The organism is Terasakiella sp., from assembly GCF_048267425.1.
Classification (GTDB): domain Bacteria; phylum Pseudomonadota; class Alphaproteobacteria; order Rhodospirillales; family Terasakiellaceae; genus Terasakiella.
On the sequence record NZ_JBLWXN010000013.1, the window covers coordinates 1 to 16,385 of the forward strand.

The 16,385-nt window shown below is 47.3% G+C and carries 21 protein-coding genes; 14 read left to right on the plus strand and 7 right to left on the minus strand.

Annotated elements, in window-relative coordinates:
* The first annotated feature begins 278 nt into the window (after positions 1 to 278).
* The 4 genes from ACN0VA_RS15910 (at position 279) to ACN0VA_RS15925 (ending at position 3,179) form a co-directional block, all read left to right on the plus strand.
* Entirely contained in the window at positions 279 to 620 is a 342-nt protein-coding gene (locus tag ACN0VA_RS15910) for a hypothetical protein (protein WP_417822108.1), read from the plus strand.
* 20 nt (positions 621 to 640) lie between these two features.
* The gene (locus tag ACN0VA_RS15915; RefSeq protein WP_417822109.1) at positions 641 to 1,519 is read left to right on the plus strand and encodes a radical SAM protein; all 879 of its coding nucleotides are present in this window, start codon (positions 641 to 643) and stop codon (positions 1,517 to 1,519) included.
* 76 nt (positions 1,520 to 1,595) lie between these two features.
* On the plus strand, positions 1,596 to 1,931 hold the full coding sequence (locus tag ACN0VA_RS15920; protein ID WP_417822110.1) for a hypothetical protein: 336 nt from the start codon (positions 1,596 to 1,598) through the stop codon (positions 1,929 to 1,931).
* 63 nt (positions 1,932 to 1,994) lie between these two features.
* Positions 1,995 to 3,179: a Bcr/CflA family multidrug efflux MFS transporter gene (locus ACN0VA_RS15925; RefSeq protein ID WP_417822112.1), complete on the plus strand. Its 1,185-nt coding sequence runs from the start codon at positions 1,995 to 1,997 to the stop codon at positions 3,177 to 3,179.
* On the opposite strand, the gene ACN0VA_RS15930 is transcribed toward ACN0VA_RS15925, so the two are convergent.
* Both ACN0VA_RS15930 and ACN0VA_RS15935 read right to left on the minus strand, forming a co-directional pair.
* Complete coding sequence (locus tag ACN0VA_RS15930) at positions 3,109 to 3,981, minus strand: trypsin-like serine peptidase (RefSeq protein ID WP_417822113.1); 873 nt, start codon at positions 3,979 to 3,981, stop codon at positions 3,109 to 3,111. The genes ACN0VA_RS15925 and ACN0VA_RS15930 overlap by 71 nt on opposite strands.
* Positions 3,982 to 3,985: 4 nt before the next feature.
* Positions 3,986 to 4,786 (minus strand): HesA/MoeB/ThiF family protein, encoded by an 801-nt coding sequence (locus ACN0VA_RS15935; RefSeq protein WP_417822114.1) that lies wholly within the window; start codon positions 4,784 to 4,786, stop codon positions 3,986 to 3,988.
* Positions 4,787 to 5,038: 252 nt separating this feature from the next.
* Between ACN0VA_RS15935 and ACN0VA_RS15940 the strand changes: the two genes are divergently transcribed.
* On the plus strand, positions 5,039 to 7,195 hold the full coding sequence (locus tag ACN0VA_RS15940) for a methyl-accepting chemotaxis protein (protein ID WP_417822115.1): 2,157 nt from the start codon (positions 5,039 to 5,041) through the stop codon (positions 7,193 to 7,195).
* Between the two features lie 9 nt (positions 7,196 to 7,204).
* On the opposite strand, the gene ACN0VA_RS15945 is transcribed toward ACN0VA_RS15940, so the two are convergent.
* Positions 7,205 to 7,816, minus strand: a complete 612-nt coding sequence (locus ACN0VA_RS15945; RefSeq protein WP_417822116.1) for a DJ-1/PfpI family protein — start codon at positions 7,814 to 7,816, stop codon at positions 7,205 to 7,207.
* A gap of 387 nt (positions 7,817 to 8,203) precedes the next feature.
* On the opposite strand from ACN0VA_RS15945, the gene ACN0VA_RS15950 reads away from it, so the two are divergent.
* Positions 8,204 to 8,353, plus strand: a complete 150-nt coding sequence (locus ACN0VA_RS15950; protein ID WP_417822117.1) for a hypothetical protein — start codon at positions 8,204 to 8,206, stop codon at positions 8,351 to 8,353.
* The gene (locus ACN0VA_RS15955; protein ID WP_417822118.1) at positions 8,334 to 8,582 is read left to right on the plus strand and encodes a hypothetical protein; all 249 of its coding nucleotides are present in this window, start codon (positions 8,334 to 8,336) and stop codon (positions 8,580 to 8,582) included. Before ACN0VA_RS15950 ends, ACN0VA_RS15955 begins: the two co-directional genes overlap by 20 nt.
* Before the next feature lie 2 nt (positions 8,583 to 8,584).
* Here ACN0VA_RS15955 and ACN0VA_RS15960 read toward each other — a convergent pair whose 3' ends face one another.
* On the minus strand, positions 8,585 to 9,103 hold the full coding sequence (locus ACN0VA_RS15960) for a MarR family winged helix-turn-helix transcriptional regulator (protein WP_417822119.1): 519 nt from the start codon (positions 9,101 to 9,103) through the stop codon (positions 8,585 to 8,587).
* A gap of 114 nt (positions 9,104 to 9,217) precedes the next feature.
* Here ACN0VA_RS15960 and ACN0VA_RS15965 point away from each other — a divergent pair, with 114 nt between their 5' ends.
* Together ACN0VA_RS15965 and ACN0VA_RS15970 are read left to right on the plus strand one after the other, a co-directional pair.
* The gene (locus ACN0VA_RS15965; protein ID WP_417822120.1) at positions 9,218 to 9,814 is read left to right on the plus strand and encodes a nitroreductase family protein; all 597 of its coding nucleotides are present in this window, start codon (positions 9,218 to 9,220) and stop codon (positions 9,812 to 9,814) included.
* Positions 9,807 to 10,700, plus strand: coding sequence for a DMT family transporter (locus tag ACN0VA_RS15970; protein ID WP_417822121.1), 894 nt, complete (start codon positions 9,807 to 9,809; stop codon positions 10,698 to 10,700). Before ACN0VA_RS15965 ends, ACN0VA_RS15970 begins: the two co-directional genes overlap by 8 nt.
* 55 nt (positions 10,701 to 10,755) lie before the next feature.
* Here ACN0VA_RS15970 and ACN0VA_RS15975 read toward each other — a convergent pair whose 3' ends face one another.
* On the minus strand, positions 10,756 to 11,046 hold the full coding sequence (locus ACN0VA_RS15975) for a cupin (RefSeq protein WP_417822122.1): 291 nt from the start codon (positions 11,044 to 11,046) through the stop codon (positions 10,756 to 10,758).
* A gap of 123 nt (positions 11,047 to 11,169) precedes the next feature.
* Between ACN0VA_RS15975 and ACN0VA_RS15980 the strand changes: the two genes are divergently transcribed.
* On the plus strand, positions 11,170 to 11,493 hold the full coding sequence (locus ACN0VA_RS15980) for a hypothetical protein (protein WP_417822123.1): 324 nt from the start codon (positions 11,170 to 11,172) through the stop codon (positions 11,491 to 11,493).
* Between the two features lie 102 nt (positions 11,494 to 11,595).
* On the plus strand, positions 11,596 to 11,871 hold the full coding sequence (locus ACN0VA_RS15985) for a hypothetical protein (RefSeq protein ID WP_417822124.1): 276 nt from the start codon (positions 11,596 to 11,598) through the stop codon (positions 11,869 to 11,871).
* A 4-nt stretch (positions 11,872 to 11,875) separates the two neighbouring features.
* Here ACN0VA_RS15985 and ACN0VA_RS15990 read toward each other — a convergent pair whose 3' ends face one another.
* Entirely contained in the window at positions 11,876 to 12,337 is a 462-nt protein-coding gene (locus tag ACN0VA_RS15990) for a c-type cytochrome (RefSeq protein WP_417822125.1), read from the minus strand.
* A gap of 24 nt (positions 12,338 to 12,361) precedes the next feature.
* Positions 12,362 to 13,735: a deoxyguanosinetriphosphate triphosphohydrolase gene (locus ACN0VA_RS15995; protein ID WP_417822127.1), complete on the minus strand. Its 1,374-nt coding sequence runs from the start codon at positions 13,733 to 13,735 to the stop codon at positions 12,362 to 12,364.
* A gap of 214 nt (positions 13,736 to 13,949) precedes the next feature.
* Here ACN0VA_RS15995 and ACN0VA_RS16000 point away from each other — a divergent pair, with 214 nt between their 5' ends.
* The 3 genes from ACN0VA_RS16000 to ACN0VA_RS16010 all read left to right on the plus strand — a co-directional run bounded on the left by ACN0VA_RS16000 (position 13,950) and on the right by ACN0VA_RS16010 (position 16,344).
* Positions 13,950 to 14,474 (plus strand): peroxiredoxin, encoded by a 525-nt coding sequence (locus tag ACN0VA_RS16000; protein WP_417822128.1) that lies wholly within the window; start codon positions 13,950 to 13,952, stop codon positions 14,472 to 14,474.
* A gap of 144 nt (positions 14,475 to 14,618) precedes the next feature.
* Positions 14,619 to 16,055, plus strand: a complete 1,437-nt coding sequence (locus ACN0VA_RS16005) for a dihydrolipoyl dehydrogenase (protein ID WP_417822129.1) — start codon at positions 14,619 to 14,621, stop codon at positions 16,053 to 16,055.
* Positions 16,056 to 16,083: 28 nt separating this feature from the next.
* Positions 16,084 to 16,344, plus strand: coding sequence for a glutaredoxin family protein (locus ACN0VA_RS16010; protein WP_417822130.1), 261 nt, complete (start codon positions 16,084 to 16,086; stop codon positions 16,342 to 16,344).
* The last annotated feature ends 41 nt before the right edge of the window (positions 16,345 to 16,385 follow it).

Here is a 16,385-nt window from a genome sequence, read left to right on the forward strand (position 1 = left end):
ACGATGAACTCAAAACCCTCTGTTATGCAACTCTCTTAATTTGTCCCACTGAGGATGACGGGAGACAGCATAGCCGCCTGTGGATAGCTTTGCATAGCAGATGAAGCGATAATCGGGCTTTCTTAATATCTCCCGTTCCTCCTGTAAACCTCACTCTAACAGAAGGCGTTCACCAGCTTTTAAGAAACGGGTCCACTCTAAAACTAAAGAATGTGATTGCGCTCAAAGCATGTCCTTCATTATCTTTAGCTTCAAAGAACCAGATGAAGGAAAATCCCATGGCCGCGAAGAAAAACCCGCTCAAACTGAATAAGCTGCAATTACGCACCCTTGCCCTGACTCAGGTGCTGGCGAACGAACCTGATTTATCTGTCCGGAACGAAGAGAGTGGTGCTGTTACCATCAGACACCTGCCCCACGCCCACGGTGATCATATGCATGTCGGCCCATTTGTGGTGTCGGCCAAAGATGCCAGTGGTTTTTCCAACCCGGCCGTTTGGGTGGCGTTGAAGCGTAAAGGTCTGGTCATAGACGGCGATTTCGGCGTGACGCTAAGCGCCGAAGGCCTCGCCTACGACACCGGTCTCGGTGAAAAATTCATCGCGCCATCAGATCATTGAGACAAAATCGGACAAAACACATGCTCCATTACGACATGCCACTTTATCGCCCGCCGTCTGAAGGGAATAATTTGATTATTCAGGCGACGTTGGGCTGTAGTTTTAATCAGTGTTCTTTTTGTTCTATGTACAAGACGAAAGAATATCGCGCCCGTGCGTTGCAGGATGTCTTTACTGATATCGAGCAAGCAGCCCGCGTTTGGCCTGAGGCTCATCGTATCTTTCTGGCGGATGGAGATGCCTTGACGCTGCCAATGGATAGTTTGCGCGCGATATTGGATAAGTTGGCGTCATGTTTTCCCAACCTTAATCGGGTTTCAGCCTATGCCACACCGGGTAATATTCTAAAAAAGACACCTGAGGAATTATCCGAACTGGCAGCACGTAAAATGCCGTTGTTTTATGTCGGTATCGAGTCCGGTGCGCCGGTGATGTTGAAAAAAATCACCAAAGGAGCCTCGCAAAAAGGAATTGCAGAAGCCTTGATCAAGGCGCGAGAAGCTGGCTTAAAAATCTCCGCAACGGTTATTTTGGGGCTAGGCGGTCAGAAATATTGGGAAGAACATATCGACGGAACAGTTGAATTATTGTCTCAAGCGCCAGTGAACTATTTGTCAACTTTGCAGCTCTATCTCGAAGAGATTGCCTATGACGAATTTATGACCAAGTTTGGCGAACCGTTTGAGCCGCAAAGTGATATCGCTGTTTTGTTGGAGTTGGAACGCCTTCTGACGAACATCAAACCACCTGCACCGGTGATTTTCCGATCCAATCATGCCTCGAACGCTTTGCCATTGGCGGGCAACTTGCCAAAAGATCAAGACCGCTTGGTGGCGCAGGTGCGGGCATCTTTACAAACCCAACAAGGCATTCGCCCAGCTTTCCTACGCGGACTTTAAACCACTGCGCGATTATCGTTGTTTTTTTTCGCGATATCAGACAGACTATAAGAAAAATCTGGTAAGGGAGGCGCACATGCCATTTGTTCAACGTAACACAAACGGCCAGATTACGGGCTTGGTCAAAACAGCACAGATCGGCTTTGAAGAAGAACTGGCGATGAACCACCCGGATGTTCTCACATTTTTGCATGCTTCAGGCAACGCGCATGAAGCTTTACTTGATTTAACCCAAAGTGATCTTGCAATGGTGCGCGTTTTGGAAGATTTAATTGAGATATTGATGCTCAAAGGCGCATTATCAATGGATGAGTTGCCCGAAGCTGCACGCAACAAGCTGGAACACCGTCGGGAATTACGCGGCAGTCTGGATGAAGCCCTAGAGGCATTTGGCGGGAGTAAGGTAATTTAGCCGCTTTACTTGATATAGAGAAAGGGCTATAAAAGTTGCAAATGTAACTAAATGGTCTTTTCAATGCTTCGCCCTGAATCATTTTTGTTTGCAGCTATCTTGACGGCACTCGTTGCCTTTGGCCCGCTTTCAACCGATATGTATTTACCGTCTTTACCTGCGATGAAGACGGATTTTGGCGCAACGGTCTCTCAAGTTCAGTTAACATTAAGCGTATTTTTAGCCGGATTTGCGGTTTCACAATTATTTTATGGCCCCTTATCAGACAGGTTCGGGCGCCGTCCGGTTCTTTTATTTGGTATTGCGGTTTATGGGGCGGCAAGTGTCGCATGTTTTTTATCAACCACGATTGAAGGCTTGATCTTAGCCCGATTTTTTCAGGCTTTTGGTGCCTGTAGCGGGCCGGTGTTGGGGCGTGCGGTTGTGCGCGATGTCTATGGACAAGAACGCGCAGCACAGGTGTTGGCCTATATGGGATCTGCCATGGCTTTGGCCCCGGCTGTCGCACCGATGTTCGGCGGATATTTACAAGTCTGGTTTGGCTGGCAGGCAAACTTTGTTGCGATTAGTATTTTTGCTTTTGTATTAATCGGTCTGGTTTTCTTCCTGATCCGGGAAACAAACGCACATCAAAACCCCGAAGCGCTAAAACCCGCCCGTATTGTCGGCAACTACGCGCAATTGCTCAAACATCGTGAGTTTCTGGGCTATGTTTTGCTTAATAGTTTTGTGTTCTCAGGGCTATTTGCGTTTATTTCGGGATCCTCCTTTGTCTTTATCGATATTTTCGGTTTGGAACCAAACATCTACGGGATTTGTTTCGGGGTCGTTGTGTGCGGCTATATCACCGGGACCTTACTGGCCGGTCGTTTTTCGCGCAAATTGGGTGGCCCCCGCATGTTGCGTTACGGCAGCAGTCTTGCAATGGTTGCGGGGTTGTTATTGGCAGGGATTGCCTATATGGGTGGCCATACGGCAACCAGTGTGGTCGCCCCGATGGTTTTGTTTATGGTCGCCGTCGGTTTGGTGATGCCCAATTCAATGGCAGGCGCCATCGGCCCGTTTCCAAAAATGGCGGGGTCTGCCTCTGCCCTGATGGGCTTTTTGCAAATGACCATTGCCGCCTGTGTCGGTGGTTCGGTCGGCCTGTTACATAACGGGACGCATTTGCCAATGGTCAGCGCCATAGCGGTGATGGGAGTGCTGAGCTTTGTGACTTACTTTGTTTTTGTTCGTTCGAAGATTTAGGCACGCTCGGCTTACTCGCGCCTTGCGTCTGCGTCCACATCCCGTTCTTTTTTAAATAGCTTACAATGCGTTTCAGACTGACCGCAACGCCTTGGGACTCGCCTTGGCGCGTGGTGGCAACATGAATATAAGCCAGTGTCGGCAGACCGTTTTCCAGATAAAAAATCGGCGAACCCGAATCCCCATTAACCGCATCGCAATTGTGAAAAACCACATCGAGTTTAGCTTCATATTTTTTAAGCTGGCATTTGTTGTCGATACTCAGGATATGGGCTTTGTCCTGACTGTATCCGGCCTGAACGTAATGAATATTGCGCTGCTTTAAGCGGTTATAGGCTTGCGGGCTGGTTTCAGCCAAGGCAAAGGTGCCGACGACGGGGCTGATATCGGTTGCCAGTTCCACCAAGGCCCAATCATTTGCCGATTTGGGTAAGTTATTGATTTTTTTTGGATCATAACCGGGGGCAATATGAAATTTCTTGCCTTTGGCATGGGCATTGTAGCTGCCGCGTCGATAACCGGGGAGAAAATGCAACGTATGTGGTTTGAACCAGACTTTGCGTTTTTTGTTCCACAGGCAATGGGCCGCCGTTAAAATGAGTTTGGGCGCAATCAGGGTGGCGCTGCAAAACCCACCGATTTCGGAATTGAGCCGTCCAATAGCACTCCAGGGGTATTGATATTTTTCGATTAAAACACGGTCATCATGGCCTTTAATGCCGCGCAAATGGATCTTGTCCGCTGCCTGAACGTTTTGGGTGCTAAATAAAATCAGCAAAGCGAAAAGAAACCAAATGCGCAACCGATTATTCCTTCTTATGAATGGATAAGTCGACAATTTCCGGGTGATCCCCACACAGCAAACATCCTTTGTCGCGTTTGACTTTGACTGTACGAAAATCGGTATAAAGCGCATCATAAATCATCAATCGACCAGACATGGATTGACCGATTTGCATAATTTCTTTCAAGACTTCCGTTGCTTGCAAAGACCCCATCGTTCCGCATATGGCCCCCAGCACCCCGGCTTGCGAACAGGTCGGCACCTGTCCGGGCGGTGGCGGTTCGCGAAAGATGCAACGATAACAAGGTTTGTCTTCGCCCTCTTCATGGGCCTTGAATGTGGAAAGTTGCCCATCAAACCGCAAAATCGCGGCAGAAACCAACGTCTTGTTGGCAAAATAGCACGCATCGTTAATGAGAAAGCGTGTTTCAAAATTATCCGTTCCATCTGCGACAATATCATAATCAGCAATGATAGATAAAATATTATCCGGTGTCAGCCGTTTGCGGTAGACCTGAATATTCAGCCCCGGATTAATCGCCAGCATCCGTTCTTTGGCACTTTCGACTTTGGGCAAGTCAAGGGTCGAGGTGGCATGAATAATTTGGCGCTGTAAGTTGGATAAATCGACAACATCATCGTCAATAATGCCGATGGTGCCGACGCCTGCGGCTGCCAGGTACATCAGAACTGGCGCACCTAACCCACCGGCCCCGACAACCAGAACCTTGGCGTTCAACAACTTGGCCTGACCTTCCCCACCAACTTCGGGCAACAGGATGTGACGTGCGTAGCGTTGCAATTGTTCGTCTGTAAAGTCCATGAAACACTCTTTTCTTTGTTCATTTTGTTGTCACACAGACGCAGTAGGCTTGCAAGTGTCAATTCACCAGAAAATAAAGGACAATATAGATATTCATACGTATTGAAATTAATCCAAAAAACATCAATATATTAACTAACAATTGATAAATATAAAAATAATAAACTTATAACAATATGTCCGTTTGACGCTAATCCCATAAAAGTTCGAGTAAGAACTATCATAAGAAAATAAATTAGGTCGAGAAATAGAATGACATTATCAGATATTCAAATTTCGAAGAAGCTACCTGTCTTTACGGTCCTTCTTATGATTATGACAGGCGTATTGCTGAGCACAATCATATTAACCGAAGTTTCTGACGGTTTTGAAAAATCAGAAGGAAATAAGCTTGTATCATTGGTCGCAGCCCGTGAATCAGAGCTTTCCAACTATTTGGATATCATTTCCAGTGACTTGAAAATTCAGGCTCACAATCCCGTTGTGGCACAAGCGTTAAGTCGGTTTGAAGAAAGCTGGGTTTCCCTTGGCGCAGAACAAAAGCAGCGCTTGCAAACGGCTTATATTACCGATAACCCGAATCCATTAGGCGAAAAACACAAATTGGTAAAAGCTGCGACAGGGACGTCTTATGATGAGGTTCATGGAGAATTTCATCCTTACTTCCGTACATTGCTGGAAGCACGCAGTTATTATGATGTATTTTTGATCGACCCGGCAGGGAATGTCGTTTACAGCGTGTTTAAAGAACCGGATTTTGCAACAAATCTTAATAATGGGGATTGGGCTGAAAGCGACCTTGGTGTTCTTTTCCGCGATATCATAAAGAACCCACAAGATAACGGCGCCATTTTTAAAGATTTCCGTCCTTACGCCCCCAGTGCCGATGCGCCCGCCAGTTTTATTGGCATGCCAGTTTTCAATGAAAATTCCGATCTCGCTGGCGTGTTGGTCTATCAGATGCCAATCGGCGAGATTAACCGCATTATGCAATCGGCTGAAGGGATGGGAGAAAGCGGCGAAACCTATATTGTGGGTTCAGATTATCTGATGCGCAGTGATTCGCGTTTTTCCAAAGAAAGTACAATTTTAAAAAAGAAAGTGGAAAGCCAGACGGTAAAAGAAGCCTTGCAAGGTGAAACCGGGGTCCATGAAATTCAAGACTATCGCAATATAGATGCCTTGTCAGCCTATACACCCGTAGATTTTTTAAATACCAAATGGGCTATTATTGCTGAAGTTGATGTCGAAGAAGCCATGCAAACGGCAACTTTAGTACGCAACACCAGTATTGGTGTGGTTTTGGCTGTTTCAGTGATCGGTGCGATTGTCGCGCTTCTGTTTTCCAGAACAATTACCTTGCCAATTACCAGTATTACAGAATCGATGAATGTGCTGGCGAAAGGGGATAATACGGTTGAGATCCCTTACCATGATCGTGGCGATGAAATTGGCGATATGGCACAGGCCGTCAAGGTCTTTAAAGATAATGCGATTGAGCGTGTCCGACTGGAAGAGGAAGAAAAAGAACAGGTCATACGACGTGAGAATCGACAGAAGAAAATTGATGTACTGACCAAGAACTTTGATCAGGTTATTACAGATATGCTAACCACCGTAAAAGGCTCGGTCGAAGAAATGCACGGTGCGGCAAACACCTTATCTGCCAATGCCGAACAGACCCAAAAACAAAGCACGGCTGTTTCGGCCGCGACGGAAGAAGCAACGGCAAATGTCCAGACCGTTTCAGCCGCAAGCACGGAATTAACCGCCTCAATTGAGGAAATTTCCCGACAAATTTCCGAGTCCAGTTCCATTTTGACCGATGCCGTTCGTCAAACGGAAGAAGCCAATCAGAAAATTGAAAGACTGGCCGGGGCTGCAGATGAAATTGGGAATGTGATCAACTTGATTAATGATATTGCAGACCAGACCAACATGCTGGCCTTAAATGCCACCATTGAAGCGGCACGTGCGGGGGATGCAGGTAAAGGCTTTGCCGTTGTTGCATCCGAAGTCAAGATGCTGGCAAGTCAGACAGGCGAGGCAACCGAACAAATTCGCAATCAAATCAGTCAGGTGCAAGGCGAGACCAGCGATGCCGTTGGGGCCATTCGTGCAATTTCCAATGTGATCGCACGCGTAAATGAACTCTCAACAGCAATTGCAGGCGCGGTTGAGGAACAAAATGCATCCACGGCTGAAATTTCACGCAATGTGGAAGAGGCCGCGCAAGGAACGCAGGAAGTGTCGCGCAATATTCAGGGCGTGGCCCAAGCGGCAGGTGAAACCGGAACCATGTCACAAATGGTCTTTGATTCTGCCAGTGTCCTTTTGCACGAAAGTGACGAATTGCAGCAACATGTCGTGAAATTCTTGCACGATGTGCACGAAGCCCAAAATAGCTAGGCCGCAAATTCATAAATGGGACCGGTTCCCCATTGCGCCCAACACAACACCCTTTGCCAGTTGGACGTACTCATCTTTCTGACCAACAGGAGCGACATAATAGATGATGTCCGCCGCCGTTTGCCAATCCAATGTTTTGGTAATGGCCCATGTCGCCAAATAATAAGACGCCAGACATCCCCCTGCAGAGGCAATATTACCTTCGGCGTAAAGCGGACTTTCGCTGATGTGCATTCCTTCTTTTTGCAGGTGGGGGGCTGTCATGGTGTCCGTGGAAATCGTCTTTTTCAACAAGCCCAAACGATTTAGAAACAAAGCCCCGGAACATTGGGAACCGATCACTTGGCGCACGGGGTCCAGTTGCAAACGTTTTAAAAACACAGGGTCATTGGCATATTCCGCCGTTTTCATCCCACTGCCGAATAAAACGATATCGGCCTCATTTGCATACTCAATCGGTTGTTGCGCCTGAATTTTCAGGCCATTCATTGATGTCACCTGTGTGTCCGGGCAACATATTTGTACCGTCCAATCCGCATGTACCACCCGATTGAGGATTGCAGAGGCGATAAAGCTGTCTAACTCGTTAAACGCATCCAATGTGATAATGGCAACTTTCATATCTTATCTCTCAATCAAGGTTACAGCATAGTTATGCTTCAGGGCGCCGTGGGCCATGCTATTGACACAATAAACACCATCCAATCCGCTTATATATAGATGAGAAATGTGGCGGTCGTCAAAAAAACGCGCCGACCTCTTGCCGAGCAAAAGCATTTATCAAATGTTTCATAACCTCGTGGCATATTTCGACATCTTCTAACCGGATATCTTGCTTTCTTTTGCTGATAGTACTACCCAACGCGTCAGGCAGATAGGGCTGCCTCCCCGCAAAAGACGGTGTCACCCCTTCATATACAGACGATCCTTTTCAAAGTGATCATTGTCTTATTTTTACTTTTAAGTTGGCAAAGCGGGCATGTCGATTTGACTTAGGAGTATTTGACGATGAACAGATCGATCGAAGAACTGAAAATCCGTGCAAAAAAGCTGCAACAGGCTGCCCAACGGTTTGACCCACAAGCCCTTGCTTTTCTGAATGTAAAACCCGACACGCAGCACCGTTATCGGTCAGGATATGGGAAAGATCTGGTATGAGAACGCCTGTAACGCACATCTTAATAACTGGTTCGCCAGTTATGAAGAAGCCAAACAATATCTGGCAGATAAAAACGTCGTTGCGGTCCTTGGTTTAACAGACCAGTGCGCTGGATATTGGCATTCCATCAAAAACAATCTGGTTGATGGATATGGCACAGATGGCTGGCATGCCTTGGTATGGCAACTTATTTCCCATCGCCCAATCCCGGAATTTACATCTTCTTAAAATCAACCAATTCTGGACAATAAATCGCGTAACTGGGCGCCTTCTTCGGCGCTCAGTTTCTCAAGCATTTTGTCTTCTGCCTGTACATGAGAAACTACCATTTCATCAGCCAAGGCAAAACCGGCCTCGGTCAACATGATTTTGAGCCCCCGACGATCATTCGGGTCCACAATCCGCTTGATCAAATCACGTTTCTCTAGCCTATCCAACCTGTTCGTCATTGCAGAAGTCGACAACATCATCTCTTTTGCCAAAACAGATGGCGATAAGGTTTCGCCCTTTCCTTGGCGGCGCAATGTCATCACCACATCGAACTGCGGAAAATCCAGATCATATCGGGCCAAATTCGCCATAACACCCCGGCGCAGCACGTCGCTGGCGCGCCATACATCACCACAGATCGCCATTGATGTCGGATCAATATCCGGACGTTCACGTCGCCATTGAGTCAAAATATCATCCGTGTTTTTTCCACCCGCTTCCCTATTGGAACAGACATTGATCACTCTGTCTTGACTCATCGTACAAGATATCCTATATAGCTTCATGTAAAGTAATTTGACGTCAAACTATATTACATCAAATTACCAAAGCAGACTACCTGCCCCCCGCAACAAAGTAAAGGTTTTCAAACGATGACATCCCCCCGACAGTCCGCTCATCCCATTCATCCCGCATTTCTGCAACGTTGGTCGCCCCGTTCTTTTGATGCACAGGCTGATTTGCCGAAAAACGATTTACTGACCATATTAGATGCCGCACGCTGGGCGCCTTCTGCCTATAATATTCAGCCGTGGCGCTTCACCTACAGCATGCGAAACGATAGCCATTGGGCCAATTACCTTGACCTTCTCGACCCTTTCAATGCCGGATGGGCCAAAAATGCCAGTGCCCTTGTCTTTTTGGCTTCCGACAGTCTGGTCGAAGGACAAAATGGCAAAGGGTTGCTCCCTTCCCATTATCATCACTTTGACAGCGGCGCGGCATGGGCGCAATTGGCATTGCAAGCCACGATCATGGGCTATAGCGCACATGCAATGGCTGGCATTTTCAAAGACAAAGCCGCTGAATATTTAGGTTTTCCGGAACGCTATCAGGTTCAAATTGCCGTAGCTCTGGGTAAAAATGACCATCCTGATAAACTGAACGAAGACCTGCGCCTGCGTGAACACCCTAGCGATCGCTTTACATTAGACGAAATTGCATTTGGTGGAGTTTTTCAACATGAATAAAATCAGCGAAAACCCCATTGCCTTGCTCTTAATCACCGGCCTTTTGATCGGGTTTAACTTTCCTTTGGGAAAATTGGCGGCTGAGGCTGCGATATCGCCAACAGTCTGGGCTTTTGTCTTCTCATTGGGTGCGTGTTTATTGTTGTTTCCCGTTTTGGTTTCGCAGAAAAAACTTATTTTTCCAAGGAAATCAACACTGCGTTATATCATTTTATCTGCAATTTTGTCTTATATCATTCCCAATTTATTGCTTTTCAGCGTAATGTTACGCATGGGTGCGGGATATATGGGACTAATGTTTGCGCTATCACCAGTTTTTACCTTGTTTTTTGCTCTTAATCTACGCATGAACATTCCAAACCGCATTGGTTTGATCGGTATCCTTTTCGGTCTGATCGGCACTGCTGTTGTCAGCATCAGTAAAGGCAGTTTGCCGGATGCACCGCCTTGGGAACTGATTGTTCTGGCGCTTTGCGTTCCTCTTTGCCTTGCCCTTGGCAACATCTATCGCACACTGGATTGGCCCGATAAAGGCGAGCCCGACAGCCTTGCGTTCTGGAGCCATACCATCGCCGTCCTTTTTTACAGCGCTCTGATTTTCTTTTATCAAACGGATGCCAGCTTCGGTGAAATCACCAACACACCGGTTGTTGTTCTCCTGCAACTCTTGGTCTCCGGCCTGATCTTCCCCGCTTTTTTCAGACTACAAAAAGTTGGTGGCCCTGTTTTACTTAGTCAGATCGGATATGTATCAGCCGCTGTTGGCTTGGTTTGCGCCGTTCTCTTTCTCGGGGAACGTTACGATCTCACGACATGGATCGGTGCCGGTATCATTGCCTTTGGCATTGCCCTTAGCATACAGGCCCAACGTCAAAAAACAGCTTAAATTAAAAAAAGGGAGGGGCCTTAGCCTCCCCCTTTTCGAACCTAGGATCAGGTGATTACTTCTTGATCTCGATTTCAATCAACGTGACATCAAAATCATTGTCGTTAATCACATTATGTTCAACACCCGCATCCCGATAATAACATTGTCCGCGTTTTAACACCGCATCCTGCACGCCTTTATCACTCTCCATCCTCAAGACCGCATCTTCCATCGGTACAATGACATAATCGCGTTCATGGCGATGCCATTGGGTTTGAGAATGCGCCGGAAAAAACAGATGATTAACACTGACTTTGTCATTCTCAATCTGATTGGTCAGCGTAAACAAGCTTAATTGCGTCATGCGATATCCTTCAAGGCTTTTACTTTTTTGCACATTTGCACAAAAACAGTATATTGGACAAGTTCCTGCCATATAGGCTATTCTTTTATTCCAATTTCAAGCTATTTCACATTGAGCCGTCCCATGAAACTCGCCGCCGTCTTTATCGCAAGCTTTCTTTTCCCCATTTTTGCTTATGGACAAACCACTTTGAAAGAATGTTTTGCCCAGCACAATCAATGTGTTGCAGCTTGTTTCGAACTGGACAGTGAAGGCAGCAAAGCAAGTTGCATGGCCCAATGTGCGGGCGCAGAAGCCACATGTGCGGGCGAAATCGGACTGGAAAGCACCAAACCTTTCATCCGTAAAAAGACCGAACAACTTGAACAGCTTCTAGAAGATTTCTTCGGTGATATCCTGCCACAGGACGAGCCCACACCCGAGTTTGAAAATCAATCTGAGACCTGAGTTCTGATTATCATAAAGCCTCACTCATTTGAGTGATGAAGCCCGAGCGACAGCACGCTAAAGTTAACATTACAGTAGCTTGAATGTGCAACAGGTTCGCTTATGTATCAGTCACAAGAATATATGGAAATCGGCGGCAAACTTATTACCTGCCCCTATAACGAAGATGATTACATGTATGGTGTCAATCTGCATGGCCTATTGTGCCGTTTACATGATAGCGGCGCAACCAATGCAAGCGATTTCCACAGCATCATCGTCTCTTCCATTGAGGGCGAGAACCGGCTTTCCGATAGCCAAAAAATCCATGATATTTACAATCATATCATGAATGATCTTGCCAATCTCGGTGTCACCCCCGAACAATCCGCTCATTAATTCCTTATTTCAACGCATCACTCAAACGTTGCTGGCGTTCCTGAATTTCACGGGGCCAACGGCTTTTAATAAAAGCCAGAACCGAGCGGATTTCCTTGTCACTCAGAACTTTCCCAAAAGGTGGCATCCCGCTTTTAAAACCTTCCGGTCCCAAAGCGGCACCGCCACGTTTCGTATAATCAAATAACAACTGGTCATCATGGTGCCATGTATGGCCGGTTTCATCATGGGGCGGGGCAGGTAGTGTTCCATCAGCCTTTGTTGTGCGCCAATCGGGCGTTTCACCTTCCAGCTTGATGCCATGACATTGCGCACAATAAAGCCCATAAACCTGTTTTCCATGTGCAACCATCTTTTCATCCTGCGGATCAATCTTCGCATATGATCCTGACAGCTGAATAAACGCATAAGCCCCCGCGATTGCCATGAGGCTAATAGCAATATAAATGACCCCTTTATTCGACATTTTTGTAGTGTTGCCTTTGCGTTATTAAAGCGAAATACCTTTTAAGACCTTAAACATATTTACGGCAGCTCGATCACTCAGTCCAGAGACGAAATCACTGACTTGCATCAAATGTTCGTAACGATCATCCTTGAACACAAATGGGTATTGAAGCAGCTGGATCACATGTTTATGTTTCGCCGACATGCGCTTAATATCCCCACCGCATTTTTCAAAATCCAGCATGGCACGGCAGAAGACATCCAGCAAAAAGCCTAAAACCTCATAACTGGCTGTTTCAATTTCCAGCTTGCGCCGTGTGCCAAAGATAGAACGTCCGGCAAATGTTTTACAGGCTTGGGCCTCTTGTGCAAAAGGCGTCGCAGCAAGAAGTTCCTGATCAAACTCACCTTTCAACACCGCCTCTTCATGTTCGATAAAAGCATCCACCGTGGCTTTTATCAAATTGCTGATCGCTTTTGATCGCAAGAAACCCAGTTTTTCGGACTGATCCATGTCGCCATACCAGCCCTGTGACAACAAATGTGCCCTGCGCGCCGCGATCGTGTCGCCATGTTTGTGCGACCACGCAAGCGGGGCCAGGTGATGTTCGACCTCGTTAAACGACACACATTCCATCGTTACCCCATCTTCAAGATCGGCGACCCGGTAACAAATATCGTCCGCGGCTTCCATCAAATAGGCAAGCGGATGACGACACCATAAATGATCTTCCCCTCTGCGAATAAGTCCCAAACGGCGGGCAACTTTTTCAAAAATCTCTTTTTCCGATTGGCAGAAACCTGCCTTTTTGGCCTCAATCCCCGGCCTGTTTGGGATCGACGCATCACCGGGATATTTGGTAAATGCACCCAAGGCCGCATAAGACATGCGAAAGCCGCCATTTTCACGAAAATAATCCAGCTTGTTCAGAATGCGAAAGCCCTGCGCATTACCTTCAAACGCCAAAAGATCGCGTTTTTGTGCATCACTCATGTCTGCACGAAACACCACATCCCTGTTTTCTTGAAACCATTGACCAATCGCAGATTCACCGGCATGACCAAACGGTGGATTCCCGATATCATGGGACAAACAGGCAACCTGAACGATATAACCGAAATCATGGGCCGAAATATGCGTCGGAATATTGCGCCCCCCTTCGATTAACTGTCGCCCGACACCAAAACCCAACGACCGCCCGACCGAGGCCACTTCAACGGAATGGGTGAGACGTGAACGCACACGCCCCCCGACAGACAAAGGATGAACCTGCGTTTTATCCTGCAAACGGCGAAAAAAAGAAGAAAAGGTAATCCGGTCTAGATCCAGCAAAAAAGGGCTTTCTTCCCGGCCTGCCGGGGCATCTTCATCCATTCCGATCCGGCTTGTCGATAAAAGATCGGCCCAATTCATCATCTCTTTTCATCCTCTTATACACTTGAAAATCCAAGGGTCTGCACAAAAACACTAGCCGATTGCACAGACTTGGTGAACGACTATTTTTCACGATAGAAAAAATCTATCGAAGTTATAAAAATAACTCATTTTACTAATAGAAACATTTCTTCTACATTCAGTTTCAGCAAACAAACACATCAACTGACTAACTACATATTTGGAGATTAAAAACATGCAAAAACGTGTACCCGACGTAACTTTCAAAACCCGCGTTCGTAACGATGCCATCGAAGGTGACAACCCGTTCGAATGGAAAGATCTGACAACTGAAGAGATCTTCGCTGGTAAAAACGTCGTTGTATTCTCTTTGCCCGGCGCTTTCACCCCGACCTGTTCTTCCACACACCTGCCGCGTTACGAAGAACTCTATGACGATTTGAAAGCTCAAGGCGTTGATGAAGTCATCTGCCTGTCTGTCAACGATGCCTTCGTTATGTACCAGTGGGGCCTGAAACTGGGTCGTAAAAATGTCTTCATGTTGCCGGACGGTAACGCCGAATTCACCCGCAAAATGGGTATGTTGGTTGATAAATCCAACCTCGGCTTCGGAATGCGCAGCTGGCGTTACTCCATGTACGTTGAAGACGGCGAAATCAAAGTCCTGTTTGCCGAAGACGGTTACGGTGACAATTGCCCGACGGACCCGTTCGAAGTTTCTGACGCCGACACAATGCTGAACTACCTGAAAAACCGCTAAGGTTTTTCACTAAGGAAATGAGGAAGGGCCGCGCCCCCCTGCCCCTTCACGAAGCCGCCCTTCCTCTTTCCTGCCTTCTTCCCCCCCCCCTTTATTTGCCACACTCGTTTTCTTTAAACTTCCTTCCGTTTGAAAGGCAGAAACATGCCCGCACGCAAAGTAGATATCGCCATTATCGGCGCCGGTACAGCCGGTATGGGCGCATACCGCGAAGCCACAAAAGTCACAGACAATGTCGTCTTAATAGAAGGCGGCGAGTATGGCACCACATGCGCCCGCGTCGGCTGCATGCCTTCCAAACTTTTAATCGCTGCGGCAGAAGCTGCCCATTTCGGCGGGCATACCCAACCGTTTGGCGTCACCTACCAAGCGCCCAAGATTGATGGCAAAGCCGTCATGGCACGGGTAAAATCGGAACGTGATCGTTTTGTCGGTTTTGTCAAAGAAGACGTTGAAGGCTGGGACGAGGTCAACCGCATCCGCGCCTATGCCAAATTCATCGATGATCATCATCTGGAATTAAGTGATGGTCAGATCATTGAAGCAGACCGGGTCGTCATCGCCACCGGATCCAGCACCTTTGTACCGCCTCCCTTCAAAGCATTTGAGGATCGTCTGATCGTCAATGACGATGTTTTTGACTGGGACGATTTACCCGAATCCGTCGTGATCTTTGGTGCAGGCGTCATCGGTCTGGAATTGGGTCAAGCCTTACACCGCCTTGGTGTGCGTGTTTCCCTGTTTGGTCGTGATTATCTGGTCGGTCCATTGACAGACGATGTCGTTAAATTCAAAGCGCGCGAAACCTTTATGGAGGAATTCCCTTTCTATCCGCATGGTGAGGTCACCCGCATGGAAAATGTCGGCGATCATGTGGAAATTGATTTTGTTGAAGACGGGGAAACAAAAACAGACCGTTTTGAATACGCCCTGATTGCCACAGGCCGTCGTCCCAATGTTGATAAACTGGGATTGGAAAATACCTCGATTAAACTGGATGAACGCGGCGTTCCGCACTTTGTTCTTGCAACCGGACAAACCAGTGCCAGCCATATCTTTATCGCCGGGGATGCCGGAAATAACATCCCGTTGCTGCACGAAGCCGCAGACGAAGGAAAAATCGTTGGCTATAACGCCGCACGTTATCCTGAAATTCGCGCCTTCACCAAATCCAGTCCCATCGCCGTCATGTTCAGCGATCCGCAAATTATGATGGTTGGCGAAAGTTACAAGGCTTTGGAAAAACGTAACGCCAACTTTGCCGTTGGATCAGTTGATTTTAAAGGTCAAGGGCGTTCGCGTGTCATGCTGGTGAATAACGGTATTTTACGGGTTTATGGCGAAAAAGGAACCGGGCGTTTCCTCGGTGCAGAAATGGTCGGGCCACGCGCTGAACATATCGCACATTTGCTGGCTTGGGCACATCAGTCTGAATTGACCGTCAGTGAAATGCTGGATCGTCCCTTCTATCACCCTGTCGTCGAAGAAGGGGTTCGCACCGCCCTTCGCGATTTGAACAATGCTTTGGAACTCGGTCCCGTATCACCGGCACGCTGCATCGATTGTGGGCCCGGCGCGTAAACTGAGCGAAATAAAAAGGAGAAAGCACATGGGTGTTGAAATTTATACCAAAGACAGCTGCATGTTCTGTAAAAAGGCCAAGGAAATGTTTCAGGAAAACGGTATTCCCTATCAAGAACATGATGTCAGTACAGTCGCAAAATTCAAAACCATGCAAGACCGTATTGCCAATGCGAAAACCGTCCCGCAAATTATCATCGACGGGCATTTGATTGGTGGGTTTGAGGTCTTGGACGCCCACAAAGAGGCGATTTTTGCCAAACTTAAAAAAGCCTTGGCAGAAAAATAAATTCACAAAATGTTGAAAAGCGTTGAGGCAATAAGCCTTGA